The organism is Massilia atriviolacea (assembly GCF_003953935.1).
Lineage (GTDB): Bacteria > Pseudomonadota > Gammaproteobacteria > Burkholderiales > Burkholderiaceae_D > Telluria_A > Telluria_A atriviolacea.
On sequence record NZ_RXLQ01000011.1, the window covers coordinates 210,544 to 235,571 of the forward strand.

The 25,028-nt window shown below is 66.6% G+C and carries 21 protein-coding genes and 1 riboswitch; of the genes, 11 read left to right on the plus strand and 10 right to left on the minus strand.

Translation table 11 applies throughout. The features are described from left to right. Positions 1-42: 42 nt before the first annotated feature. Complete coding sequence (locus EJB06_RS32250) at positions 43-1,353, minus strand: hypothetical protein (RefSeq protein WP_198420881.1); 1,311 nt, start codon at positions 1,351-1,353, stop codon at positions 43-45. 232 nt (positions 1,354-1,585) lie between these two features. Between EJB06_RS32250 and EJB06_RS21000 the strand changes: the two genes are divergently transcribed. Next, on the plus strand, positions 1,586-2,884 hold the full coding sequence (locus EJB06_RS21000) for an ATP-binding protein (RefSeq protein WP_126075968.1): 1,299 nt from the start codon (positions 1,586-1,588) through the stop codon (positions 2,882-2,884). Between the two features lie 39 nt (positions 2,885-2,923). Here the strand turns inward: EJB06_RS21000 and EJB06_RS21005 are convergent, their stop codons facing one another. From EJB06_RS21005 to EJB06_RS21020, 4 genes are all read right to left on the minus strand, one after another. Beyond that, positions 2,924-3,238, minus strand: a complete 315-nt coding sequence (locus tag EJB06_RS21005; RefSeq protein WP_126075969.1) for a hypothetical protein — start codon at positions 3,236-3,238, stop codon at positions 2,924-2,926. After that, positions 3,235-3,945 carry a thiol:disulfide interchange protein DsbA/DsbL gene (locus tag EJB06_RS21010; RefSeq protein ID WP_126075970.1) on the minus strand — a complete coding sequence of 237 codons (711 nt, stop codon included), beginning with the start codon at positions 3,943-3,945 and terminating at the stop codon, positions 3,235-3,237. Before EJB06_RS21010 ends, EJB06_RS21005 begins: the two co-directional genes overlap by 4 nt. A gap of 142 nt (positions 3,946-4,087) precedes the next feature. After that, positions 4,088-5,026 carry a cobalamin-binding protein gene (locus tag EJB06_RS21015; protein WP_126075971.1) on the minus strand — a complete coding sequence of 313 codons (939 nt, stop codon included), beginning with the start codon at positions 5,024-5,026 and terminating at the stop codon, positions 4,088-4,090. Continuing rightward, entirely contained in the window at positions 5,026-7,011 is a 1,986-nt protein-coding gene (locus EJB06_RS21020; protein ID WP_126075972.1) for a TonB-dependent receptor, read from the minus strand. The genes EJB06_RS21015 and EJB06_RS21020 overlap by 1 nt, the downstream gene beginning before the upstream one ends. Positions 7,012-7,089: 78 nt before the next feature. Next, a riboswitch (cobalamin riboswitch) is annotated at positions 7,090-7,235 on the minus strand. Between the two features lie 130 nt (positions 7,236-7,365). Between EJB06_RS21020 and EJB06_RS21025 the strand changes: the two genes are divergently transcribed. The 3 genes from EJB06_RS21025 to EJB06_RS21035 are packed head-to-tail and all read left to right on the plus strand — an operon-like array spanning position 7,366 to position 11,188. Beyond that, positions 7,366-9,441, plus strand: a complete 2,076-nt coding sequence (locus tag EJB06_RS21025; RefSeq protein WP_126075973.1) for a M1 family metallopeptidase — start codon at positions 7,366-7,368, stop codon at positions 9,439-9,441. After that, entirely contained in the window at positions 9,441-10,313 is an 873-nt protein-coding gene (locus EJB06_RS21030) for a hypothetical protein (RefSeq protein WP_126075974.1), read from the plus strand. Before EJB06_RS21025 ends, EJB06_RS21030 begins: the two co-directional genes overlap by 1 nt. Positions 10,314-10,369: 56 nt before the next feature. Continuing rightward, positions 10,370-11,188 carry a DODA-type extradiol aromatic ring-opening family dioxygenase gene (locus EJB06_RS21035; protein ID WP_126075975.1) on the plus strand — a complete coding sequence of 273 codons (819 nt, stop codon included), beginning with the start codon at positions 10,370-10,372 and terminating at the stop codon, positions 11,186-11,188. Between the two features lie 17 nt (positions 11,189-11,205). Here the strand turns inward: EJB06_RS21035 and EJB06_RS21040 are convergent, their stop codons facing one another. Together EJB06_RS21040 and EJB06_RS21045 are read right to left on the minus strand one after the other, a co-directional pair. After that, positions 11,206-12,294, minus strand: coding sequence for an expansin EXLX1 family cellulose-binding protein (locus tag EJB06_RS21040; RefSeq protein ID WP_164557983.1), 1,089 nt, complete (start codon positions 12,292-12,294; stop codon positions 11,206-11,208). Positions 12,295-12,479: 185 nt separating this feature from the next. After that, on the minus strand, positions 12,480-13,031 hold the full coding sequence (locus tag EJB06_RS21045) for a hypothetical protein (RefSeq protein WP_126075976.1): 552 nt from the start codon (positions 13,029-13,031) through the stop codon (positions 12,480-12,482). A gap of 173 nt (positions 13,032-13,204) precedes the next feature. Between EJB06_RS21045 and EJB06_RS21050 the strand changes: the two genes are divergently transcribed. Beyond that, complete coding sequence (locus EJB06_RS21050; RefSeq protein WP_126075977.1) at positions 13,205-13,975, plus strand: hypothetical protein; 771 nt, start codon at positions 13,205-13,207, stop codon at positions 13,973-13,975. Positions 13,976-14,016: 41 nt separating this feature from the next. On the opposite strand, the gene ylqF is transcribed toward EJB06_RS21050, so the two are convergent. Continuing rightward, positions 14,017-14,964, minus strand: coding sequence for a ribosome biogenesis GTPase YlqF (ylqF, locus tag EJB06_RS21055; protein WP_126075978.1), 948 nt, complete (start codon positions 14,962-14,964; stop codon positions 14,017-14,019). A gap of 79 nt (positions 14,965-15,043) precedes the next feature. Next, entirely contained in the window at positions 15,044-15,976 is a 933-nt protein-coding gene (locus EJB06_RS21060) for a histone deacetylase family protein (RefSeq protein ID WP_126075979.1), read from the minus strand. Positions 15,977-16,153: 177 nt separating this feature from the next. Between EJB06_RS21060 and EJB06_RS21065 the strand changes: the two genes are divergently transcribed. The 5 genes from EJB06_RS21065 (at position 16,154) to EJB06_RS21085 (ending at position 22,083) form a co-directional block, all read left to right on the plus strand. Continuing rightward, positions 16,154-17,074 carry an AAA family ATPase gene (locus tag EJB06_RS21065; protein ID WP_126075980.1) on the plus strand — a complete coding sequence of 307 codons (921 nt, stop codon included), beginning with the start codon at positions 16,154-16,156 and terminating at the stop codon, positions 17,072-17,074. Positions 17,075-17,080: 6 nt separating this feature from the next. Further along, positions 17,081-18,097, plus strand: a complete 1,017-nt coding sequence (locus tag EJB06_RS21070) for a DUF58 domain-containing protein (protein ID WP_126075981.1) — start codon at positions 17,081-17,083, stop codon at positions 18,095-18,097. Then, complete coding sequence (locus tag EJB06_RS21075) at positions 18,094-20,127, plus strand: transglutaminase TgpA family protein (protein WP_126075982.1); 2,034 nt, start codon at positions 18,094-18,096, stop codon at positions 20,125-20,127. The genes EJB06_RS21070 and EJB06_RS21075 overlap by 4 nt, the downstream gene beginning before the upstream one ends. Next, positions 20,127-21,290, plus strand: a complete 1,164-nt coding sequence (mltB, locus tag EJB06_RS21080) for a lytic murein transglycosylase B (RefSeq protein WP_126075983.1) — start codon at positions 20,127-20,129, stop codon at positions 21,288-21,290. The genes EJB06_RS21075 and mltB overlap by 1 nt, the downstream gene beginning before the upstream one ends. A 466-nt stretch (positions 21,291-21,756) precedes the next feature. Next, positions 21,757-22,083, plus strand: a complete 327-nt coding sequence (locus EJB06_RS21085; protein ID WP_054266941.1) for a hypothetical protein — start codon at positions 21,757-21,759, stop codon at positions 22,081-22,083. A gap of 177 nt (positions 22,084-22,260) precedes the next feature. Here EJB06_RS21085 and cysM read toward each other — a convergent pair whose 3' ends face one another. Then, the gene (cysM, locus tag EJB06_RS21090) at positions 22,261-23,163 is read right to left on the minus strand and encodes a cysteine synthase CysM (protein ID WP_126075984.1); all 903 of its coding nucleotides are present in this window, start codon (positions 23,161-23,163) and stop codon (positions 22,261-22,263) included. A 116-nt stretch (positions 23,164-23,279) separates the two neighbouring features. Between cysM and EJB06_RS21095 the strand changes: the two genes are divergently transcribed. Then, positions 23,280-25,019, plus strand: a complete 1,740-nt coding sequence (locus tag EJB06_RS21095) for an FAD-dependent oxidoreductase (protein ID WP_126075985.1) — start codon at positions 23,280-23,282, stop codon at positions 25,017-25,019. Positions 25,020-25,028: the final 9 nt, after the last annotated feature.

The following is a 25,028-nucleotide window of genomic DNA, read 5'->3' on the forward strand; positions in this document are numbered from 1 at the left end:
CCTGGCGGCACGCGCGCGCCGCCAGGGAAGCGGAAACAGCCTTTATTTTTCCCGCGTTTGGGTCGAAAACGCGACAGTCTCGTCCGAGCGCGCCAGCTTGACCAGGTGCACCGGCTTCGACAGCGACGCCGGGCAGATCTCCGTGCTCGACGGACCTTGCCTCCAGTTCACGCTGGACACCTGGAGCTTGCCGCCGTCGCGGTAGATGCTCTCGATTTTGGTGTTTTCGCAACCGTTCGCGCCGTGCGGGCCGAACACGGCCACCAGCATCTCCTTGTTGAAATCGACGGCCGGCGCGATCTGCGAGGTGCCGGTGTCGCGCCAGATGGTGGCGAAGGTGGCGGCATCCTTGATGACCACGTTGCGCGGCGTCCAGTTGACCGCGTAAGGCGTACTGAACACGTCGGTGAACGGCACGTCCTGGGTCGTGATCTTGACGAAATCGACAGCCGCGTCGACGCGCGGGACCACGATCATCTGCATCGGATTGGCCACCACGGCGATGCACGCCATGGCCGGATCCGGATCCTTGCGCTCGTAATACACCACCAGGCGGTCGTCGACCGCGACGGCGCGGCGCACGCCGAAGCTGGCGCAGGCAGAATCATTGCCGCCGAACAAGGCAATCACCATCTCGGTCTTGAAATCGACCTTGGGCGCGGCCGGGGCCGGGATGCGGATGGCGCTGTGCTCGGCCCAGAGGGCGTCGAAGGCGGCCTGGTCGCGCACGACCACGTTGCGCGCGGTGGCGACGCCGGAGAAGCGGTCGCTGGCGATGGTCTTGAAATCCACGCTGAGTCCATTTGCTGGGAGGAATTTGACTTCTTCAACCACATGCGCGGCGCCCAGGCCCAAGCCGGGGTCGTTCGCGCGTGCGACGATGGTATCGAACATCGGGGCCAGGGCCTGGTCGGCGCATTCCTTCTTGGGGCCGGCGATGGTGCTGGCGAGGCTGCACACTTTTGCCTGGGACGCGAGGGCATACAGTTCCATGCTCATGCTGTTGTCGGGGCAGTCGCCCGCGCGATCCCACAGCACATATTTTTTGTCGATCGTGTACAGGCGGTTGCTGTTCGTGGCGCACTGGGCGACCTGGGCACGCTTGATGAACGGCGTCATCACGCTCACCGGTTCCGGGGTCGGCGTTGGCGTTGGCGTCGGCGTTGGCGTCGGCGTCGGGGTCGGCGTTGGCGTCGGGGTCGGGGTCGGGGTCGGGGTCGGGGTCGGGGTTACCACGATATCCGGCTGGGTCTGCGGTGGGACGGGCGTGCTGTCGCCGCCGCCGCCGCAGCCGCCGAGCGCAACGGCGCCGGCCAGCGGGAGACAGGATAAAACGCGAATCAAAACAGACATGGCGAATCCTTTCGAAGATGTAAGCGAGACCCGCCGCCACCAACGCGGCAGGCAGACCGAATGCGAGTAAGGACATGATAACGACATGCGCACCCCAATTCCGCCAACATCTGTCCCCCATTTGTCACTTATTTGTAATACCGCGATGCGCGCCGCTCTTATACAATGCTGCGCAAGGAGAAGCGACAGCTATGGCAACAGTTATTGAACACCGTTGTGGCGGGAAGCGCGCGTGAACCGCATCTTTTTCCGCTTCTTCGTGCTGGTGATGCTATCGATCACGGTCGCGACCTTCTTCATCTACGTCGCCATCAGCCGCCTGTTCGGCGACCCGCTGGACGACATCGCGCGGCGCCAGGCGGCAGCCCAGATTTTCCTGCTCGAACAGTACATCGACAGAGCCCCCACCGACGAATGGCTGGTGCGCCTGAACAAGGTGCGCGATGTGACGGCCGTCAAGCTCGACCTGATGCCGCTCGCCAGCGCGCGCGCCGCGCTCCCGGCCAAGCAGCACGCCGCCCTCGACCGTGGCGAACTGGTGCTCGACGCCGCCAACAAGGCCTTCTACCGCCGGGTCGACCTGCACGGTCAAAGCTATGTCGGCAGCGCCGAAGACGTCATCCACGCGCATGGATTGCCGATCGATGTCGGCCTGGCGCTGGAAATGGAGGCGGTGCGCTATGTGATCGTGGCGCTGTTCCTGCTGGTGCCGGCCGCGCTGTGGTCGCGCTCGCACTGGCTGGGGCTGCAGGCGCTCTCGCGCGTGGCCGACGAGGTCGGCGCCGGCAAGCTGGCCGCGCGCGCCGAGTTCAAGCCGCGCGCCAGCATTTATCCGCTGGCCGAGCGCTTCAACCACATGGCCGGGCGCATCGAAGGCTTGCTCGACGCCCAGAAAAACCTGCTCCATTCCGTTTCACACGAATTGCGCACGCCGATCGCGCGCCTGGAATTCGCGCTGGAGCTGCTGCGCTCGGCAGCGGACGACCCGGCGCTGGAACAGCGCATCGTGGCGATGGAAGGCGATGTCGCCGAGCTCAACGGCCTGGTGAACGAGTTGCTGAGCATGATCCGGCTCGACAGCCGCCAGGCGCTGCAGCAGGCCGACTTCGAACTGGCCCCGGCGCTGCTGGGCTGCGTGGACGCGCTCGACCCGCTGGCGGCCCAGCCCGAGATCCGCCTCGACAGCGCCTTGGGCAGCATGAGCGGCGACCGCCGCCTGCTGGTGCGGGCGGTCGGGAACCTGCTGCGCAATGCGCAAAAATACGGCAACGGCCATATCGCCCTGTCGGCGCGGCGCACGGACGGGGTGGAAATCGTGGTCGAAGATGACGGGCCCGGCATTCCAGAGGCGGAACGCGGCAAGGTGTTCGAACCGTTCTACCGGCTCGACCGCAGCCGCGACCGCAGTACCGGCGGCTTCGGGCTGGGATTGTCGATCGCGCAGAAGGCCGTGGCGCTGCATGGCGGCACGATCGCGGTGGAGCAGTCGGCGATGGGCGGGGCGCGCTTTGTGATCGCCTTGCCCGCCTGAGCCGCCGGCGCTGGTCGACTAGCAGCGCCGGCGCCCGAACTACTTCTGTTCCGGCCTCAGGTGGGTGATCCCATACCAGAGATGCTGCCACCAGTGCTCGCGCGAGCTGACCACCTGCAGGCAGCGCGTATCGATCTCGCCCTTGAAGACGGGATCGGCGCATTGCTTGGTCATCAAGGCGTGACGCTGGTTCTCGGCATTGACGATGGCAATCGCAAACCACACCGCCACGCTGCACATCAGCACCACCAGGCTCCACGCCAGCTGGTTGATCCAGTTACGCTCGAACAAATCCTCCTCGACCGGCCGCGAACCGTCGTAGATCTTCAGGAGTTTTTCTTCAGGATCGCTCATTTTCCGGCAGGTTTGGCAACCGTTTTCGCAGGGGCGGCGGCGCTAGCCTTCTCGTTCTGGGCCTTGGTCACCAGTGCATCGAGCACTTGCTGGACCGCCGGATAGACATTCGCATTGTTCAGGCCCGGATTGGCGCCGCCGATGGCCGCCGGCGAGGTCAGGTACTTGCCGTCGATGACCAGGGTCGGCGCGCCGTCGATCTTGTAGTTGCTCATGACTTGCTGAGCACCCTTGAGCTTGGTCAGCACGCCGAAGGAGTTCCAGTATTCCAGGAACTTGGCCTTGTCGATGCCCTGCTTCGGCACCCAGTCGAGGATCGCGTCGTCCTTGTTCAGGCGCAGGCGCTCGACGTGGAAGGCACGGAACACTTTGGGATTCATTTCTTCCGACTTGCCCATCGCTTCGAGGGTCAGGTGCAGATGCGCCTCCGGATCGCTGGGGCCGGTCACCGGGAAGTGCACGCGGCGGAACACGATATTGTCGCCCTGCTTTTTGACCCAGTCGGCCAGGTGCGGTTCCAGCGCATTGCAAGCCGGGCAGTGGTACATGAAAAATTCGATGACTTCCACTTTCTTACCGACGGTCTTGGTCGGCTGCGGGCTCGACAGCGTAACAAATTCGGCGCCGTTCTTGGGATCGGTGGGCGACGCGATCGCCGTGGTGGCGACCAGACTGGCGACGGCGAGAGCAATACGCAGGAAACGCATAAATATCCTTCATGTTTAAGTTGAGACGACGATCGCGAGATTACCACTTTTTGCGGCAGCTCTCAGGCCAAGGAACCGCATTTTACATTGCGTTGCAAATGCCGTCCCGGCTTATCCCACGCCATGGCCGGTAAACGCGCGCCTAGCGGCGCCGTTGACGCGCCAGTTCGAGTTTTTCGCACAGGATGGCGGCGCCCTGCACCAGGCGCGGTCCGGGCCGGGTCAGCAATTCGCCATCGAGCGTGATCAAATTGCCATTACGCACCGCCAGCAGGGTCGTGTAGGGCGCCCACATGGACAGGCCGGCATCGAGCGGCCCGTACGGCACGCTGCCGACGATCGCTTCCGGGTTGGCCTGCAACACGGCCTCGATGCCGACCGAGGGCGCCTTGACCGGCAGCGCGGCGAAGATATTCTCGCCGCCGCACAGGCGCATCGCCTCGCTGGCCACCTGCTGGCCGTTGAGGGTGTAGAGCGGCTTGTCCCACACCTGGTAGAACACCTTGACCGCGGGCCGCTTGCCGTAGCGCGCGCNGAACACCTTGACCGCGGGCCGCTTGCCGTAGCGCGCGCCCAGGGCCGCGATATCGGCGCTGAACGCGGCGGACGCCGCGCGCGCGCTCGCTTCGGTGCCGAGCAGCCGGCCGAGACGCAGGATGCTGTCGGCCACCTGGCTCATGCGCGCCGGTTCGCTGTAGAACATCGGAATGCCGAGCTGGCGCAACTGCTCCAGCTGGCGCGCCGTGTTGCCGCTCTGCCAGACCACCAGCAGGTCGGGTTTCAGCGCCAGCACCCGTTCGATGTCGATCTGGCTGTTGTCGCCGACCAGCGGGATGGCCTTTGCGGCGGGCGGATAATCGCTGTAGCTCATCGCCCCGACGATGCGCGCGCCGCCGCCGGCCGCGAACAGCAGCTCGGTGACGTGCGGCGCCATCGAGACGACGCGCTGCGCCGGCCGCGCCAGCGCCACGCGCCGCCCGGCGTCGTCCACCACCGTCACCGGGGCGGCGCCGGCAAGGCCGGACCACACAGTCAGCGCGGCCAGCGCGGCCAGCGCGGCCCGGGCGAGGCGAAGGCGCATCAGAAGTCGTAGCGCGCCGACACCTTGATCTGGCGCCCGTCGCTCGGATAGATGCCGCTGTTGCAGCCGTAGGCGTTGCTGGTGTAGCGCTTGTCGGCCAGGTTCAGGCCGGCCACCGCGAATTCCCACGCGCCCGTCTGGTACGCATAGCGCGCGTCGACGGTGGTGGCCGACGAGATGCGCACGCCGCAGGTGTTGGCGAAGTCGGCGCCGAAGCGCTGCTTGCCCGCCCACTGGGCGCCGATGTCGGCGCTGTGGCCGTTGCCCGGCACCCAGGCCAGGCGCGCCGAGACCGTGTTCTTCGGCACCAGCACCATCTCGCTGCCGGCATTGCGCCCGTCCGTGAAGCGCGCCCGCACATGCTGCCAGTTGCCGCTCACGCGCCAGTCGCGCGCGATGCTGGCATGGGCTTCGACTTCCACGCCCTTGCGCTGGGTCGGATCGAGGTTGGTGTTGGCGCCGAAGCCGCCGTTGGCGCTCGGGTCGAAGAAAATCTCGTTGCGCAGCTGGTGGCGGAACAGGCGCGCGCTCGCGCCCAGCGCCGGATTGCCGTAGACCAGGCCCAGCTCCAGGTCGCGCGAGGTTTGCGGCGCCAGCACGCCGGGCGAGGAACGGTAGCCGTTTTCGTCGACGTTGGCCACGCGGTAGCTGCGCCCGGCCTTGGCGTACAGGTTCACGGCCTGCATGACGTCGACGCTGCCCTGCACTTCCCAGGCATTCAGGGTCTGTTCGCTGTCGTACGGCGTGGCGAAGGCGCGGGCATCGGTGGCGTCCTTCTCGAAGCGCTCGCGGCGCGCCCCGGCGGCCACGCGGGCCTGGCGTTCGCCGCCGAACTTGAGTTCATCGCGCACATACAGCGCCTTCGACTTTTGCGCGGCGTCGGCGTTCGAATAATCGGAATCGGTCACGCGCGTCCACTTCACCAGGTCGACGCCGGCCACCAGCTCGTTGAGCATGCCGCCCATTTGGGCCAGATGGCGCAGGCGCGGCGAGAACTGCGTCTGCACGCTCTCGTAGGTCGACTTCGACGCCACGCGCGCGCCGTCCATGTTGTAGAAATAGGTCGAACGGGCCGTGCGCTCGCGGCGCGACAGCTCGGCGGCCAGGTCGAACGCGCCGACGCGCTGCTCGGCAAACGCGGTCAGGCGGTCCGAATCGAGCGCGCCGATATCGTCCGGCGTATTGGCCTGGCGCGGATTCTCGCCGAACTGGCGCGCGCCCAGGGCGCCCGGCAGCTCGGATTCCTGGCGCGCGCGCTCGATACGCAGGCCGGCGCGGCCGCCCTGGTAGGCCCACTGGGCGCCGCCGCTGAAGGTATCGAGCTCGAAGCCGTTGTGGTCGCGGTAGTTGTCGGTGCGGGCGCTGCCGACCGAGGCGTCCAGGGCGAAGCCGTTCCACGACTGGGCCAGGGCGGCGCGCAGGTCGCGCAGGCCGAACTGGCCGGCTTCGGCGCGCAGCATGCCGCGCCGGCCGTTCGCTGCCGGACGGCGCGTGACGATGTGGATCACGCCGCCGGTGGCGCCTTCGCCGTACAACACGCTGGCGCCGCCGCGGATGATGTCGATGCGCTCGACCGTCTCGATGGGAATCGACGACAGGGCCGCATTGCTCAATTCACTCTCGGACATGCGCACGCCGTCGAGCGTGACGACCATGTTCTGGCTGCTGTTGGTGCCGAAGCCGCGCAGGTCGAGGCTGAAGTCGGGCGAGCCGTCCAGGCTCTGGCGGCCGTACACGCCGCCGATCTTGCGGATGGCCTGGTTGACGTCGGCCGCGCCGGCGCGGCGGATCTCGTCGGCCGTGATGACGGTGGCGCCGATGGGCGCGAGCGCCGGGTCGCTGGCGAAACGGGCGCCGGTGACGGTTACCTCGGGAAGGGCCTGGGCGGCCAGCGCGGCGCCGGAGGCGAAACACAGGGACAGGGCGGAAACCAGCGCGAGCGGCCTGGCGCAGAGCGCGCGGCGCGGCGATACAGCAAAAATCATGATGTCGTCTTCAGAAAAGGAGTCCTGGCCTGCGTCCCCGCAAGCCGGATTGCACGGACCGATGCGCGCCATGCGGCATTCGGTCCACCTGTCTTGGCCGGTATCCGGGCTCGCACGGCGCCGTGGCGCGCATGCAGTACCGTTGCGGGGGCAGCACACCATGTGTTTCCCGTTTAACTGCCGGCGTGAAGACGCGGGCGGGCACCAAAACTGCGCCATTATAATCGGAGTGGCCATCCGGACTGCGCGCCGGCCGGGCTTGTGGCATGCTGTGCGCCTCGCCGGGCGCCGGCCCCGGTCGGCGCCACCCTCTGTCAATACCCCATCGTCAGCGCCGCAGGCGCAGGAGAATGCATGCAAGCGCGTACCCGAACCATGGCCCTCAAGGCGCTGCTGCTGGCCGCTGCCGCCATTGCCGGCGCCGAGCTGCTGGCGCAGGCCGACATCACCATCACGCCGATTCCGGAACCGGTGACCGAGGTCGATATCGGCTTCGCCCTGGCGTCGGCCAGCGCGGTCGGCGTGCCGAGCGCGCCGGGCGCCTGGGGCGGGCCGCGCAGCGGCAGCGAAGCGACCCTGTCGGACCGCGTGGTCGACTACCGGATCGAGGCGACGCTCGACCCGGTGGCGCACACGGTCGACGGCCGGCAGACACTCACCTGGCGCAACCGCAGCCAGCAGACCGTGCGCAGCGTCTACCTGCACCTGTACATGAACGCCTTCAAGGATGCCGGCAGCACCTACTTCACGGAGCAGCGCGCGGCCGGCTACCACGCGCGCGTCAAGCCCGGCGAATGGGGCCACATCGCGCTGCGCAGCGTGACCCAGGGCGGGGCCAGGGTGCCCTGGTCCTTCGTGCAGCCGGACGGCGGCCCCGCCACCGACCAGACGGTGGTGCGCTTCGACCTGCCGGCCCCGGTGGCGGCGGGCGCCTCCACCAGCATCGACATTGCCTTCCTGACCCAGTTGCCGCGCGTGGTCGCCAGCACCGGCCATGCCGGCAGTTTTCACCTGGTGGGCCAGTGGTTCCCCAAGATCGGGGTGCTGGAGCTGCCCGGCGAGCGCGGGGCGACGCGGCCGCGCTGGAACGTGCACGAGTACCACCACGATACCGAGTTCTACGCCGACTTCGGCCGCTTCGACGTCAGGCTCACCGCGCCCAAGGACTATACGGTGGGCGCCACCGGCGAACTGCAAGGCCCGCCCGTCGAACGCGGCGCCATGCTGACCCACCACTACGTGCAGGGCGACGTCCACGATTTCGCCTGGACCGCCGACAGTCGCAGCGCGCCGCCATTGCGCGGCACCTGGAGCGCGCCGGGCAGCCCGCAGGTACAGCTGTCGGTGCTGTTCCCGCCCGACCGCGCGGCCAGCGCCGCCCCGGCCCTGAAAGCGGCCACCGACGCGCTGAGCTATTTTTCGAAGACGCTAGGGGCCTATCCGTACAAGACCCTGACCATCGTGGTCCCGCCGCTCAATGCCGACACCGCGGGCGGCATGGAATACCCGACCTTCATCACCGTCAGCGGGCATGAGAAAGTGGCGCCGAAGACGGCCGACGCCTTCGAGCTCGACCTGGTCACCATCCATGAGGTGGGGCATGGCTATTTTTACGGCATCCTGGCCTCCAACGAAGTCGAAGAACCGATGCTCGACGAAGGCCTGAACGAATACTGGAACCAGCGCATGCTGCGCGACACCGGGCGCAAGGCGTATCTCGGCACGCCGCTGCTGGCGGCGCTGGGGATGGCGCCGGGCTTCGAGGGCTTCGACCTCGCGCGCCACGACGCCGCGCCCGGCGCAGCGGCCGATCCGCTCGGCCAGAACGCCCACATGCGGCCGAAGGGCATCGGCCCGGTGTACGTGCGCAGCGCCACCATGCTGCGCGACCTGGAGGCGCGCATCGGCAAGGAAGCGACCGGACGCGCCTTCAAGGAATACTACAAGCGCTGGAAGTTCCGCCACCCCAGCATCGCCGACCTGCGCGAAACGCTGGCGGAAGTGAGCGGCCAGCGCGAGGCCGTGCATGCCGCATTCGCGCAGCAGGTGTACGCCACCGCCAGCGTCGACGACCGCATTGCGCGCTTGTCGAGCGAGCCGGATGCGGCGGGCAAGCCCGGCGCCTGGCGCACCAGCGTCACCCTGGAACGGCGCGGCGCGGCGGTTGCGCAAAGCCTGCTCGTGAAGTTTGCCGACGGCAGCAGCGAGACGGTGGTCTGGGACGACCGGCAGAAGGCGCGCACATTCAGCTGGGTCAGGCCGGCCCGCGCGCTATCGGCCGAACTCGATCCGCAGCGCCGCCATTACCTGGACGCCAGCAAACTCGATGACAGCCGCACCCTGGACGCGGACGGGCGCGCCGCGCGCCGCTGGAGCGCCGACCTGGCCGCGTTTTTCAACATCCTCTTTTCCCTGATTGCGACCGTGTGATGAACCAGACGCCCGCCTTTTCGATGGCTTTCGCGCCGCGTGCGGCGCTGGCCGCCCTGCAATGGCGCCTGCTGCTGCTGTGGACCTTGTGGATGCTGGCGCCGACCCTGGTCCTGGCGCTGCCGGCCTGGCAGCTGCTGTCGGCCAACCTCGATCATTCGGTGCATGCGCAAGCGCTGGCGCGCGCGCTCGACATGACCGCCGTCAGCGACCTGCTGGCCGTCCACGAGCGCCAGCAAACGACCTTCACCGTGGCCGGTGCGGTGGCGCTGCTTGCCACGCTGCTCATATCGCCCATGCTCTCGGGGATGGCGGCGACGGCGGCGCGCGCGCCGCGGGCGCCCGGCTTCGCGGCGCTGATGCGCGGCGGCGCCGCTTACTATTGGCCCATGCTGCGCATGCTGGCCCTGGGCGCGCTGCCGCTGGGCGTGGCCTTCATGGCCGGTCACGCCGCCATCGGGGCGGCAGCCGCCTATGCCACCACTGCCGCAGCGGCGAGCGAGGCCGCGCTGCCGATGGCGCTCGCGCCGGCGCTCCTTGTGCTGCTGATGGGACTAGTGGCGGCCTCGCTCGACGCCGGGCGCGCCTTCCTGGCGTCCGACCCGGGCCAACGCTGCGCCTGGTCGGCCTGGCTGTCGGGCTGCGCGCTGCTGGCGCGGCATCCGCTGGCGGCGCTGGGCAGCTACGCCGGCATCGGCATCGCCGGCCTCGGGCTGGCCGCCCTGCTGTCGCTGGCGCGCGCCAATACGGCGGGTGTGGATGCAATCGGCTTTGCGGGGGCGCTGCTGCTCGCGCAGGCTGCGGTGGCGACCATCGGCTGGATGCGCAGCGCGCGCCTGTTCGCGTTGATGGAGCTCGCGCGCGCGGCTTGATAAAGCCCCTGCGCGCCCCTATATTGAATGGATAAGCTACCGTCCGGAGTCCCGCCATGAGTCATCGCCTGCCCACCTACTTTGTCTCCCACGGCGGTGGTCCGTGGCCGTTCATGAAGGAACAGTACGGCGACACCTACGCCGTGCTGGAAGCGTCGCTGGTCGATATCCGGCGCCAGATCGGCGACGTCAAGCCGGCTGCGGTGCTGGTCATTTCCGGCCACTGGGAAGAAAAGGGGCTGATGCTCTCGTCGAGCGCGCAGCCGCCCATGATCTACGATTACGGCGGCTTTCCGGCGCATACCTACCAGGTCAAGTACCCCGCGCCCGGTTCGCCGCAACTGGCGCAGCGCGCCGCCGGCCTGCTCTCTGCCGCCGGCCATGCGGTGTCGCTCGACCCGCAGCGCGGCTACGACCACGGCACGTTTTCGATGCTGTATCCGGTCTATCCGCAGGCCGATGTGCCGGTGGTGCAGCTATCGCTGCAACACGGCTTCGATCCGCTCACGCACGTGAAGATCGGGCGCGCGCTGGCGCCGCTGCGCGACGAGGGCGTGCTGATTATCGGCAGCGGCCTGAGCTACCATAACCTGCGCCAGTTCGGCCCCGAAGGCAGGCTGGCGTCGCACCAGTTCGACGACTGGCTGCAGATGGTCCTCAAGCTGCCGCCGTCGGAACGCACCACGGCGCTGCTGCACTGGGGCCAGGCGCCGTATGCGCGCAACGCCCATCCGCGCGAAGAACACCTGCTGCCGCTGATGGTGGCGCTGGGCGCGGCCGAATCGGAAGATGCGGCCTGCGTGTACCACGAAGATGCATTTTTCGGCCACCTGGCCGTATCGAGTTTCCGCTTCGGAGAGCCGGTGGCGCCGTAACGGCGCCACCGCCCGCGTCAGAACTGGTTGCTGCCTTTGACGACCAGGCCGCCCTGCGGCTCGGGGAGCGTCTGCATCAGCGTTGCGCCGCCAAGGCCGGTGATGCGAACCTGCATCGGGCCGGGTGCGATCGCGCTCGGGTAGACGAAGTAATTGTATTGCTCGCGCTTGACGTCGATCCAGTTGGCGCTGCCGTTCGGGCGGATCTCCAGCTTCGTGACCGGAAGGCGGTGGTTGAGCACCTGGATGCCCTGCCAGTAGATGGTGCTGCCTTCCTTGTAGCGGTAGCTGACCGTGCCGGTGGTGTCGCCGGCCACCACGTACCAGCTGATCGGCACCCTGCCCGCGATCTTGTCGGCCACCTTGACGAAAGCTTGCTCGCTCAGGTCGATGTCGCCCGGTTTGCATTCGGGGCAGCGGTCGGTGATCTTCACCGTGACCTTGCCTTTGGGGCCGGTGACAAGCACGTACTGGCCGCAGGCGGCGCTGTTGGCGTAATCCTTCTGGTTCATGGCGGCGACCATCAGGTTGCCGGGACTGGCGTCGTAGCTGCAATTGCCCTCGCCTGTCGCGCCGTAGAACGTGCCTTCGCCGTTGTAGGTGGGCGATAGCGCTCCCGGCGTCGGCGTTGGCGTCGGCGTCGGCGTCGGCGTCGGCGTCGGCGTCGGCGTCGGGGTTGGCGTCGGGGTGGGCGTCGGGGTTGGCGTCGGCGTTGGCGTCGGGGTTGGCGTCGGCGTCGGGGTTGGCGTCGGCGTCGGCGTTGGGATCAGCGCATCGGTCGCGCAAAAGCCTGCCGCCTCCATCGTCGACTTGCCGGCGATGGTCTTGTTCCAATCGAGTCCGCCCGTGAAGACGATCGCCCCGCCGGACTGCTTGCCCACCGCATTCCACAGCGACGTCACCGTGCCGCGCACCGGCATGGTGCCGCTCCACTGCACCGCCTCCGCATTCGGATTGGACACCTTGACGATGGCGCAGTAACCGCCTGTCCATGGATTGTTGACGACGTAGGACAGCGATACCGGCGTTGCCGCCTGGGCGGCGCCGGCGACCAGGCTGGCGGCGATGGTTCGACAGATGAAGGTGGGACGCAGCGCGAATCGCATTCGGACTCCATTTCGGTTAACTAATCGGTTTCCGCCAGGGCTGGCGCGGGCAAGCGACGCGTTCGTGAAGCGGGAGTCCGCAAGTCGGGACCGGCTCGGTGAACCATCAGCCGCTGCTGAAATCGTTTGCACGACCCATGCATTAGGCTTGATAGTTGAACAAAAGTCAATCCGATGCGTTCGGCTCAGCGGTTCTGGAAGTCGTCGAAACGCTCGAGCAGGTCTTCCACGATATCGTCCTGGTCCACTTTTCGACCATCCACCGGGCGAATACCGGGCGTCATGAAGCTGATCATTTTCTTTTTCCCGATCATGCTGATATTGCCGCCGAAATAGGTCAGGAAAAAGAAGGCTTTCCATCCGCGTCCGGCCTGTTTTACCGGCGCGTCGGGTTTCAGGTGCAGCACGATGTTGAGAATATCGCCGGGCAGGGTCGGAAAAGGATCGCCAGCCCAGATTTTATCGACCTGGCTGAATGGAACGAACAAGCCGTCTTCAAAAGCGACGCCCTCATCGCTGACGGTCAGGGTGGTGCGCTTGCCGTTCATCGTGAAATGAAAATACGCCGCGGCGAACATATACAGCGCGCAGAAGACCATGACGGCACCGAGCCCGATACTCATCTGCTTGACGAAAGAAAAAACGCCGATGACACCGACTGCGGCGCCCAGCCCGATGGCCCAGTAGCCAAAAGACTTCGTATCGGTATAGGCAATCGGAGGACGCGACTGATTCATATAAGCTCCATTAAAAATGGCACGAAGTATAACAGTTTAATGAATAGCAAGTATTCATCGGCATCGCGCCAATAATCGGTCTGTCTTTACATAATCGACGCCGCGGGAATGGATGGAACCGAGGGGCCTCGATTGTCACTTATCGGAACAACGACAAAATCCAAGGAAACAATATGCACATCCAGTCCACACGCAATGCCGCTTCCGTAACGCCGCCACCTGAGCCCGGCAACCCGCCAGTACCGCGGCCGCCGGCTGAAACGAGCAGCGCGCGTCCTTCGTCGCCGACCCACGCGCGTGCGGGAAACTCCACGGCACAAACACTGGTCAGACGGCAGCATGCCGCAGCGACAGCGGCAGCGACAGCGGCAGCGACAGAAGCGGCCCACCAGGCCGCGAGCGCCAGACTATCCACGCTGGCCTATGACCATATGTTATTCGACTCGGTAGATGAGAAAATTAAAACGATTACGCGCGCAGAGATACCGGATCCAATAGAACAGAAGAAATATGACAAATTAGAGTCATATGTCCGGCAATTCGATGGAGAACTTTCGGCGTCGGGCGATGGGAAAATAAACGTGATGGCAGCCGGAGCCACCGAAATCCTGAAATTATATCGGTCGGGAATATACGAAAAAGAAAAAGCGTCTTATACACAGCTCGAGACAAGTGGGGCAAACATGGACAATTTTGTCGCTCAACATGACTGGGATGATGAAACACGTACAGCCAGGGCCGAGACCTTGGCCAGCACCTCCGCGCCAAACGGCGATCATACGATCGCTGCGCGCGCGATATTGACCGACCTCTCCGAACACGGACTGTTCCTCAACGACCTGGATCGTGGCGATAACATCGGAACAAGCGCAAACGGCCGCGCCGTCGTCTTCGATGTGAAGAGTCTGGTTCCTGTCGAGCAGGCAAAATATCCCATCCCTTAAGCGCGATCTTCAACCCGGCGCCAGCCGCGCCGTGGACGGCCTCAGCTCCCGCGCTTGCCGCGCGCCGCATTGGCGGCTTTTTCGGCGGCGATTGCCGCTGCCCTGGCCGCCTTTTCCGCCATCTCGGCCTGATGCCGGGCCAGGCGCACGGCGCGCGTTTCGGGCGTTTCCAGGCTGATGCGCCCGAGCGCGCCGGTGCGGTAGTCCTGCAGGAAGATGTGCGAGGCTTTTTCGAAGTCGAGGTCGCCGCCCTTCTGGCGGTAGCCGCGCCGCGCCGCCACGCCTTCGACCACGGCGATGCCGTCCATGCCCTCGGTCTTGAAGCCGTAGCGCGCCGTCAGCAGCGCCGGATAGCGCGCCAGCAGTTCTTCGGCCAGGAACACCGCCACCTCGTCTTCGATCAGCGCGTTCGAGCCGATCGCGTGGCTGGCGGCGAGCATCAGGCCGTCGCTGGCCAGGGCGATCTTCGGCCACAGCATGCCGGGGGTGTCGACCAGGATGGTGTTCTTGCCGAGGTAAAGCTTCTGCTGCATCTTGGTGACGGCCGGCTCGTCGCCCACCTTGGCCACTTTCTTTTTCAGCAGCGCGTTCATGAGGGTCGATTTGCCGACGTTGGGAATTCCCATGATCATGATGCGCAGCGGCTTGGTCGGCACGCCGCGATGCGGCGCCAGCGACTGGCACAGGTCCGGGATCCTGGCGACGTCGCCCGGCTTCTTGGTGGTCATGGCGTAGGCGCTCACGCCTTCCTGGGCGTTGTAGTAGGCGCTCCAGGCGGCGGTGGCGGCCGGATCGGCCAGGTCGACCTTGTTGAGGATCTTGAGGCAGGGGCGCTGGCGGAACAGGCGCAGTTCCTCGACCATGGGGTTGCAGCTCGCCTCGGGCAGGCGCGCGTCGAGCACCTCGATCACCAGATCGGTGTTCTCCATCTGTTCGGCCGCCTTCTTGCGGGCGGCGTTCATGTGGCCCGGGTACCATTGTATCGACATGCTGTGCTTTCGGAATTCTCGTTTAAGGCGCTATTTTACCGGCCCCGGCCCGGCGCACCCTAATTGCGCGAATTGCCGGCTACGCCAGATCGGCCAATACCTTGACGTGCGCCGCCACGCTGCGCCCCAGCGCCGACAGGTTGTAGCCGCCTTCCAGGCAGCTGACGATGCGCCCCTGCGCGTACAGGCGCGCCACGGTCATCACTTCGCGCGTGATCCAGGCGTAATCGGCTTCGACCAGGCCCATGCCGCCGACGTCGTCCTCGCGGTGGGCGTCGAAGCCGGCCGAAATGAAGATCATCTCGGGCTTGAAGTCGTGCAGGGCCGGCAGCCAGTGCTCGGTAATGAGCTTGCGCACCACGTCGCCGCCGCTGCGCGCGGGCACCGGGATGTTCACGCTGGTGGCGGTCTGCGGCTCCGGATCGCAGTAAGGATAAAACGGATGCTGGTAAAAGCTGGCCATCAGCACGCGCGGATCGTCGTGGAAGGAGACGGCGGTGCCGTTGCCGTGATGGACGTCGAAGTCGATGATCGCCACCCGTTCCAGGCCGTGCGAGTCGAGCGCGTGGCGCGCCGCGATGGCGACGTTGTTAAACAGGCAGAAGCCCATCGGCTCGGTCGGCAGCGCATGGTGGCCGGGCGGGCGGATCGCGCAGAAGGCGTTGTCGATGCTGCCGGCGATGACGGCGTCGGTGGCGGCCAGCGCGGCGCCGGCGGCGCGCAGCGCGGCCTGGTAGCTGTGCGAACAGAGCGAGGTGTCGCCGTCGAGCGGATACACATCGCCCTCCTGCGTGGGGGTATTGTCGCGCACCAGCGCAATCGCTTCGCGCGTGTGGTTGCGGCCGATGGCGGGAATTTCGGCCAGCGGCGCCTCGCGCCGCTCTACCAGGCCATCGATGCGGGCCAGGATCAGCTGGTCCTCGATGGCCTGCAGGCGCGCCGGCGACTCCGGATGCCATTCGCCCATGTCGTGGCGGCGGCAATCGGGGTGACTGTAAATGGCTGTGCTCATGTGCGTGATTTCAGTAGCGGCGTCATCAATGTTGCACCGGAAACGCCGTTCTCGCATAGAATCCTGAGAAACGGGTCGTGATGACGCAGTAGTTGGTGCCGAAGGCGCTAATCTACCATGCCGTGCCCCACGCCGGTGCGCGCGACCACCCCACAGCACATTGTAAAGACCGACACCATGTTCAAAAAGATGCACGCCGTCGCCCGCCAGGTCACCCAGATCGTCGTCGGCAAGGATTTGCAGGTGCGCCAGGCCCTGACCTGCCTGCTCGCCAACGGCCACCTGCTGATCGAAGACGTGCCCGGCGTCGGCAAGACCACGCTGGCGCACGCGCTGGCGATCTCGCTGGGCCTGAAGTTCAACCGCGTCCAGTTCACCAGCGACCTGCTGCCGGCCGACGTGGCCGGGATCTCGGTGTACGAGCGCGAAAAGAATGGCTTCGTGTTCCATCCGGGGCCGATCTTCACCCAGGTGCTGCTGGCCGACGAAATCAACCGCGCCACGCCCAAGACCCAGTCGGGCCTGCTGGAAGCGATGGAAGAGCGCCAGGTGACCGCCGACGGCGTCACGCGCGCCCTGCCCGCGCCGTTTTTCGTCATCGCCACGCAAAATCCGCTGCACCAGGTGGGCACCTTCGCCTTGCCCGAGTCGCAGCTCGACCGCTTTTTGATGTGCCTGTCGCTGGGCTATCCCGACGCCGCCGCCGAACGCGCGCTGCTGATGGGCGAAGACCGGCGCAGCATGCTCAAGACGCTGCCGGCGGCCATGCAGCCGGCCGAACTGGCGGTGGCGCAAAAGGCGCTGCGCGAGATCCACGCCTCGGCCTCGCTGATCGATTACGTGCAGGCGCTGGCGCAGGCCTCGCGCCAGAACGGCATGTTCGCCGAGGGCCTGTCGCCGCGCGCCTCGATCGCGCTGCTGCAGGCCGCGCGCGCCTGGGCCGCCATGGAAGGACGCGACCACGTGGTGCCGGAAGATATCCAGGCGGTGCTGGTGCCGGTCTGCGCGCACCGCCTGCGCCCCCTGAAATCGGCGCACGGCGTGGCGCTGGCCAGCCGCGACCTGGTCCTGCAACTGCAAAAATCCGTGCCGGTGTAAGGCAGCATGGCCGCCTCCGCCTCCCTGATCGGCCGCCTGATTCCCGCCGCGCTCCGCGCCAGGGCCGACAACTGGCTGTTCCAGAAGCGCGGGGTCGATCCCGGCGAAACCTACCTGGCCCAGCGCCGCGTGTTCATCCTGCCCACCGGGGCCGGCATGGGCTTCGCGCTGCTGATCCTGATCCTGCTGATCGGCTCGATCAACTACTCGCTCGGGCTCGGCTTTGCGCTGACCTTCACCATGGGCACCTGCGCCATCGTCGACATCGTCATGACCTACAAGAACATGGCGCACCTGACCCTGCGCCCGGGCCGCGCGCAAGCGGTGTTTGCCGGCGAGGTGGCGCAGTTCGAACTGCACGTGGTCAACCGCACCCGGCTCGACCGCTACGCGCTGTGGATCGACTTCATCGAAGCCGGCGAGGCGCGCCACGCGCTCGACGTGGCCGCCGGCGGCAGCGGCGCGGTGGTGCTGTCGGCGCCCAGCCTGGAACGCGGCTGGCTGGCGGCGCCGCGGATTCGCCTGTCCACGCGTTTTCCGCTCGGCTTGCTGCGCGCCTGGAGCTACTGGCAGCCGGACCTGTCGGCCCTGGTCTATCCCTTCCCCGAAGAGAACGGGCCGGCGCTGCCGATATCGGGCGTCGAGAGCGCCGACGGCCACGGCCACGCCGGGCATGACGACTTTGCCGGCATCCGCAGCTACCAGCCGGGCGACCCGCTGCGCCACATGGCCTGGCGCCAGATCGCGCGGCTCGATCCGGCCGACGGCGGCCAGCTGGTGACCAAGCATTTCGAAGGCGGCGCGATCGACGAACTGGTGCTCGACTTCCACGCCCTGCCCTCCTTCATGAACCTGGAACTGCGGCTCTCGCGCATGACGCGCTGGGTGCTGGACGCCGAACAGCGCGCCCTGCCCTACGCCTTCCGCATCGGCGCCCTCGATGTCGAAGCCTCCTGCGGCGAGGCGCACCAGGCGGCCTGCCTGCGCGCGCTGGCCCTGTACGGCCTGGAGAAAACGGCATGAGCCTGGCCAAAGGCGGCGCCCGAGCCGCATCCGCCCCCCGCCCGCGCCTGGGACGCCTGCTGGCGCAACTGCCGCGCGACAAGGCCGACACCCTGCTGCTGCTGGTTGCGGCCCTGATGGTGCTGGCGCCGCACGCCGCCCACCTGCCGCCGTGGGTCTCCGCCCTGTGCGGCCTGACCCTGCTGTGGCGCGCCACGGCCACCCTGCGCGGCACGCGCATGCCGTCCGCCCTGCTGCTGCTGCCGCTGTCGCTGGCGGCCATGGCGGGCGTCTTCATGAGCTACCGCACCCTGTTCGGGCGCGATGCCGGGGTAGCCATGCTGGTGCTGCTGGTGGCCTTCAAGATGCTGGAGATGCACGCGCGGCGCGACCTGTTCGTGGTGATCTTCCTGTCGATCTTCCTGGTGCTGACCAACTTCTTTTATTCGCAGAGCATCTTCACGGCCTTGATGATGGTCGCCTCGGTGGTGACGCTGTTGACGGCGCAGCTGTCGTTCCAGTTCACCGGCGCGGTGCCGCCGCTGGGACGGCGCCTGTGGATGGCGGCGCGCGTATTCCTGCTGGCGGCGCCGCTGGCGGTGGTGGTGTTTTTCCTGTTCCCGCGGGTCCAGGGACCGCTGTGGGGCATGCCGAGCGACGCCCAGGGCGCGCGCATGGGTTTGTCGAACAGCATGGCGCCGGGGAATATGGCGAACCTGGCGCAATCGGACGAGCCGGTGTTCCAGGTGCGCTTCGTCGACCCGCCGCCGAGCAAGCCGCAACTGTACTGGCGCGGCGTGGTGCTGGGCGAATTCGACGGGCGCACCTGGACCCCGATGCGGCGCCGCCCGGCGGCCCAGATCGCCCTGACGGTGCGCGGGCCGGCGATCCGCTACGAAGTGACGCTGGAGCCGTCGTCGAACAACTGGCTGTTCACGCTCGACCTGCCGGACCGCCTGGTGCGCCTGGACGAGCAGCGGGCGCAGATGTCGGCCGAACTGGAAATGACGGCCAGCGCAGCGCTCGGCAAGCGCGTGCGCTACGACATGAGCTCACACATCGACTACGAACTCGACAACCGTCCCGAACTGCCGGGACGCGCGCGCTGGCTGGCCCTGCCGCCCGGCTTCAACCCGAGGACGATCGAGGCCGGCGCCCGCCTGCGCCAGGCGTTCGACGATCCCGAACTGCTGGTGCGGGAAGTGCTGAACAGGTTCACCAGGGAACCGTTTTCCTACACCCTGCAGCCGCCGCTGCTGGGGCGCGATTCGGTCGATGAATTCCTGTTCGCGACGCGCGCCGGTTTCTGCGAGCATTACGCGAGCGCCTTCGTGGTGCTGATGCGCGCCGCCGGGCTGCCGGCGCGCGTGGTCACCGGCTACCAGGGCGGCGAATTCAATCCGGTCGGCGGCTTCCTGGCGGTGACCCAGGCCGAAGCGCACGCCTGGACCGAAGTCTGGATCGCCGGACGCGGCTGGGTGCGGGTCGATCCGACCGCCGCCGTGGCCCCGGAACGGGTGCAGCGCGGCCTGTCGAGCGCACTGAACAGGAACGCGCCGGCCCTGGGCGGCCTGGGCGGGCTGCTCAACTTCAGCGGCGAACGCAATGCATTGCTCGAACAGTTCCGCTTTCGCATGGCCGCCATCAACCACGGCTGGAACCAGTGGGTGCTGAACTACACGCCGGAGCGCCAGAGCGGCTTCCTGGACAGCCTCAAGCTCAACCTGGCGCACTGGCGCACCCTGGCCATCCTGGCCGCCATCGGCGCGCTGGCGCTGCTGTGGCGCGCGTTACGCCAGCGGCGCGGGACCGATCCGGTCGATGCGCTATACTCGGCCCTGTGCCGACGCATGAGTCAGCTTGGCATGGCGCGCGCCGCCGACGAAGGCCCGAACGCGTACGCCGCCCGGCTCGCGCAAGGCAAGCTGCCTGCGGACAAGCTGGCCGCCGTGAAGCGCTTCCTGGCGCTCTACAGCGCCCACAAATACAGTGCCCGGCCGCCCGCTTCCGGGCTCGCTTCCACCCTGAAAAGTTTACTGAACAACATTTAATGAAATTGACTTCTCTCTTGCTGGCGCTTGCCGTGTCGGCAAGCCCCCTGAGCCAGGCCGCGCCTGCCAAGAAACCCGGCAAGAAAAGCGTCCCGTCCAAGCCCAGGGCCATCGGCAAGGCGGCCCTGCCCGTGGCGGCGGCAGCGGCGACGGCCGCCGCCGCGTCCGAGGCCGGCGACGCACCCGTATTCAGCGAATCGGAGGCGGTCAATGCCTTTGCCGACGAGGTGGCGCTGCGGCACGGCTTTCCGCGCGCCGAACTCGCCGAGCTGATCGGACAGATCCGCTACATCGATACCGCCGTGCAGCTGGTCAAGCCGGCGCCCAAGGGCAAGCCCAAGAACTGGCAGAACTACCGCCGCGCGACCATCGAGCCGATCCGCATCAGGGCCGGCGTGGCGTTCTGGAACCAGCACGCCGCCGTGCTGGCGCGCGCGCAGGCCGAGTACGGCGTGCCGGCCGAGATCATCGTCGGCATCATCGGCGTGGAGACGATTTACGGGCGCCAGACCGGGCGCTTCCGCGTGCTGGACGTGCTCGCCACCCTGGCGTTTGCCTACCCCGAGGCGCCCAACCGGGCCGCGCGCATGGCTTTCTTCAAGGGCGAACTGGAAAACGCGCTGGTGCTGGCGCGCAAATCGAACATCGACCCGCTATCGATGCTCGGCTCCTTCGCCGGCGCCATCGGCATGCCGCAATTCATGCCGGGCAGCGTGCTGGCCTACGGCGTCGACTACGACAACAACGGCAGCATCGACCTGCGCGGCTCGGCGGTCGACGCGATCGGCAGCGTGGCCAGCTTCCTGGTCCAGCATGGCTGGCAGGCGAAGCAGCAGGGACCGCTGGTTTACCCGGCCGCCGTCTCCGGGCAAGGCAGCTGGGAGAATTTGCTCAACCAGGGTCTGGCGGCCAGGTTGCGCGCCGAGGACTTGCGCGCCGGCGGCGTGACGACCGGCCTGGACTTGCCTGCCAACCAGCGTTTCGGCCTGATCGACCTGCCCAACGGCAGCGACCCGACCGAATACCGCATCGCCACCGATAATTTTTTCGCCATCACGCAATACAACCGCTCTTACTTCTACGCCATGTCGGTGATCGAACTGGGCCGTGCCATCCGCCTCAGCCGGACTGGACAGCCTCTTGCTCAGATGGAAACTTTGTAAAGGAATGTAACGAATCGGGGCGCAGTGGGGGCATTCTGCCGCCAAAAACCCGCCTCGGCCGGTCCCATGTGTCCGCCCGACTATTCATTCGTGCTTCATAGAAACCACTCTTGCGTTAATATACTCAGAAAGATGTTGCTATTAAGCCAGTTCTCATTAGAATTGTGCGGCGGGTGCATCTAAATTGTCTTACACTTAAGTTTTCTGGGAAAACAATTAGTTTTCTGGTGATTTTGTGAGAGAATTGCAATGCGGCTATGTTGCGATCAGACAACACATCTGACATCATTTTGTAATCTGTTATTGCTTATCGGTATTAGATTACAAAACGTTGTACAATTGTGTATATTTTTTAAAAAGTGTTACCCAAGATAAATTCGCAAGTGCATCGACGGTGGTTGTACCCAGCAGCGAGCTCCGCGTGTTTGACTTAGCAGCACCACTCACAATAGGAATTATTGACATCATGACAAACCAAGTCGGCATTGATATGAACAGCGATTCGGACTCCGATGATCTGCTGCAATACAACCCAAATCGTTTACTCGATACGCTGATCGAAAATCTGCGTCTCAAGAACGATGCGGCGCTGTCGCGCGCGCTGGAAGTGGCGCCGCCAGTGATCTCCAAGATCCGTCACCACCGTCTGCCGGTCGGCGCCTCCCTGCTGATCCGCATGCACGAAGTCAGCGACCTGTCGATCCGCGACCTGCGCTACTTGATGGGCGACCGCCGCAACAAGTTCCGCATCAGCGACAAGCAGTTCAAGCCAAAAGAAGGCGATCCGGCGTAATAGCGGGATCGGTCCGGCCGGCCGCGCAGGCCATGCCGGATAAGCCCGCGCCTTGCCCTGTGGGGGGCGGCGCGCGGGAAGCACAGCAAAACGCCTTCCACCATGCACGGGTCAGACCCGTGCAAGGTGGAAGGCGTTTGTTTTTGCGCCGGCCGCCGCGGCCCGCCTTGGTTCGATTTACGCGGGGAACACGCCGGTCGACAGGTAGCGGTCGCCGCGGTCGCACACGATGAAGACGATGGTGGCGTTTTCCACGGTCTGCGAGATGCGCAGGGCGATCTCGCAGGCGCCGGCCGCCGAAATGCCGCAGAAGATGCCCTCTTCGGCCGCCATGCGGCGCGCCATCTGCTCGGCCGCCGCCTGGCTCACGCTCTCGACCTGGTCGACGCGCGCCTTGTCGAAGATCCTGGGCAGGTAGGCTTCGGGCCATTTGCGGATGCCGGGGATCTGCGAGCCGTCCTCGGGCTGGGCGCCGATGATCTGCACCGCCGGATTCTGCTCCTTGAGGTACTGCGACACGCCCATGATGGTGCCGGTGGTGCCCATGGCGCTGACGAAGTGGGTGATGCCGCCCCTGGTGTCGCGCCAGATCTCGGGACCGGTCGACTCGTAGTGGGCGCGCGGATTGTCGGCGTTGCCGAACTGGTCGAGGATGATGCCCTTGCCGTCGCGCTGCAGCTGTTCCGCCATGTCGCGCGCGTATTCCATGCCGCCGGTCTTGGGCGTGAGGATGATCTGGGCGCCGTAGGCGGCCATGCTCTGGCGCCGCTCGATCGACAGGTACTCGGGCATCAGCAGCAGCATCTTGTAGCCGCGGATCGCCGCCGCCATCGCCAGCGCGATGCCGGTGTTGCCGCTGGTGGCCTCGATCAGGGTGTCGCCCGGCTTGATCTGGCCGCGCTCTTCGGCCCGGCGCAGCATCGACATGGCGGCGCGGTCCTTGACCGAGCCGGCCGGATTGTCGCCCTCCATCTTGCCGAGGATGATGTTATTGCGCGCGGCCGCGTCGGCGCCCGGCAGGCGCACCAGGCGCACCAGCGGGGTGTTGCCGATCGTATCTTCGATGGTCATGTAAGGCATGGGTTGCTCTTTGCAGTTCGACAAAACACCCATTCTAATCCACGATGCCGTGGTCCGTATGAGACAGGCCAGCTTGCTGCTAGACTGAAGGCTGTTCCCTCACCGAGCCGACGCACATGAGCACCCTGCCCGCCCCCGACTTCATTCCCGACAACAGCATCCAGGAGCGCGCCCAGAGCCAGCTGAGCAAGTACGAAACGCGCCGCGACCAGATGTTCCCGGTCCTCACCAGCGCCGAAATCGCGCGCCTGCGCCGCTTCGGCAGCGCCGGGCACTGGAACGACGGCGAGGCCATCTTCGAGGCCGGCGGCGGCAATCCCGGCATGATGATCGTGCTCTCCGGCCAGGTGCGCATCAGCCAGTGCGACGGCATGGGCAACAGCCACACCATCGTCGAACACGGCCCCGGCCACTTCACGGCGGACGTGGGGCAATTGTCGGGCAGTCCGGCGCTGGTCAGCGCGCACGCGGCCGGCACGGTCGAAGCGCTGATCGTCACGCCCGAAGCGCTGCGCGCGCTGGTGGTGGCCGAGGCCGAACTGGGCGAGCGCATCATGCGCGCCCTGATCCTGCGCCGCGTGGGGCTGATCGAAGCGGGCACCAGCGCGCCGGTGCTGGTCGGCCCGCCCGGCAGCGCCGACCTGTTCCGCCTGCAGACCTTCTTGACCAGCAACGGCCATCCGCACATGGTGCTCGACCCGGCCACCAGCCAGAACGCCGAAGCGCTGATCCGCATGTACCGGCCCGCCCCGCACGAGCTGCCGCTGGTGGTGTGCCCGGACGGCGTGGTCAAGAAGAATCCGAGCCTGGCCGAACTGGGCTACTGCCTCGGCCTGCTGCCCGACCTCGATCCCGACAAGGTGTACGACGTGCTGGTGGTCGGCGCCGGGCCGTCCGGCCTGGCGACGGCGGTGTATGCGGCCTCGGAAGGCCTGTCGGTGCTGGTGCTGGAAAACCGCGCCTTCGGCGGCCAGGCCGGCGCCAGTGCGCGCATCGAAAACTACCTCGGTTTTCCGACCGGGATTTCGGGACGCGCGCTGGCCGGGCGCGCCTTCGTGCAATCGCAGAAGTTCGGCGCGCAGGTGGCGATTCCGGCGGCGGCCGACAAGCTGCTGTGCGACCGCTATCCGCTGCGCCTGTCGCTGGCCGATGGCGGCCAGGTGCAGGCGCGCGCCGTGGTGCTGGCCTGCGGGGCCCGCTACCGCAAGCCGGACCTGGCCGACCTGGCGGCGTACGAAGGCTGCGGCGTGTACTACTGGGCCTCGCCGCTGGAAGGCCGCCAGTGCCAGGGCGAGGACGTGGTGCTGGTCGGCGGCGGCAATTCGGCCGGGCAGGCCGCCGTGTTCCTGTCCGGGCATGCGAAGACGGTGCACATGCTCATTCGCGGCAGCGGCCTGGCGGCCAGCATGTCGAGCTACCTGATCGAACGGATCGCGGCGACGCCCAACATCGTGCTGCACACGCATACCAGGCTGACCAGGCTGGAAGGCGACGGCCAGCGCCTGAGCGGCGTGCGCTGGCAGCACCGCGACGAGCAGGAACAAAGCCATGCGGTGCGCAGCGTGTTCCTGTTCGTGGGGGCCGACCCGAATTCGGGCTGGCTGGCCGATTGCGGCGTGCAGGTCGACAAGGCCGGCTTCGTGATGACCGGGACCGATGTCATGATGGCGCGCTGCCGCGTGACCGGGCAGATGCTCAACCCGGACGGCTCGCTGCACGGACAGCTCGAGACCACCGTGCCGGGGGTCTTCGCGATCGGCGATGTGCGCGCCGGCTCGACCAAGCGGGTCGCCGCGGCCGTCGGCGAAGGCGCGGCGGTGGTGGCGCAGCTGCACGCCTACCTGGCGCTGAAGTAAGGCAGGCGC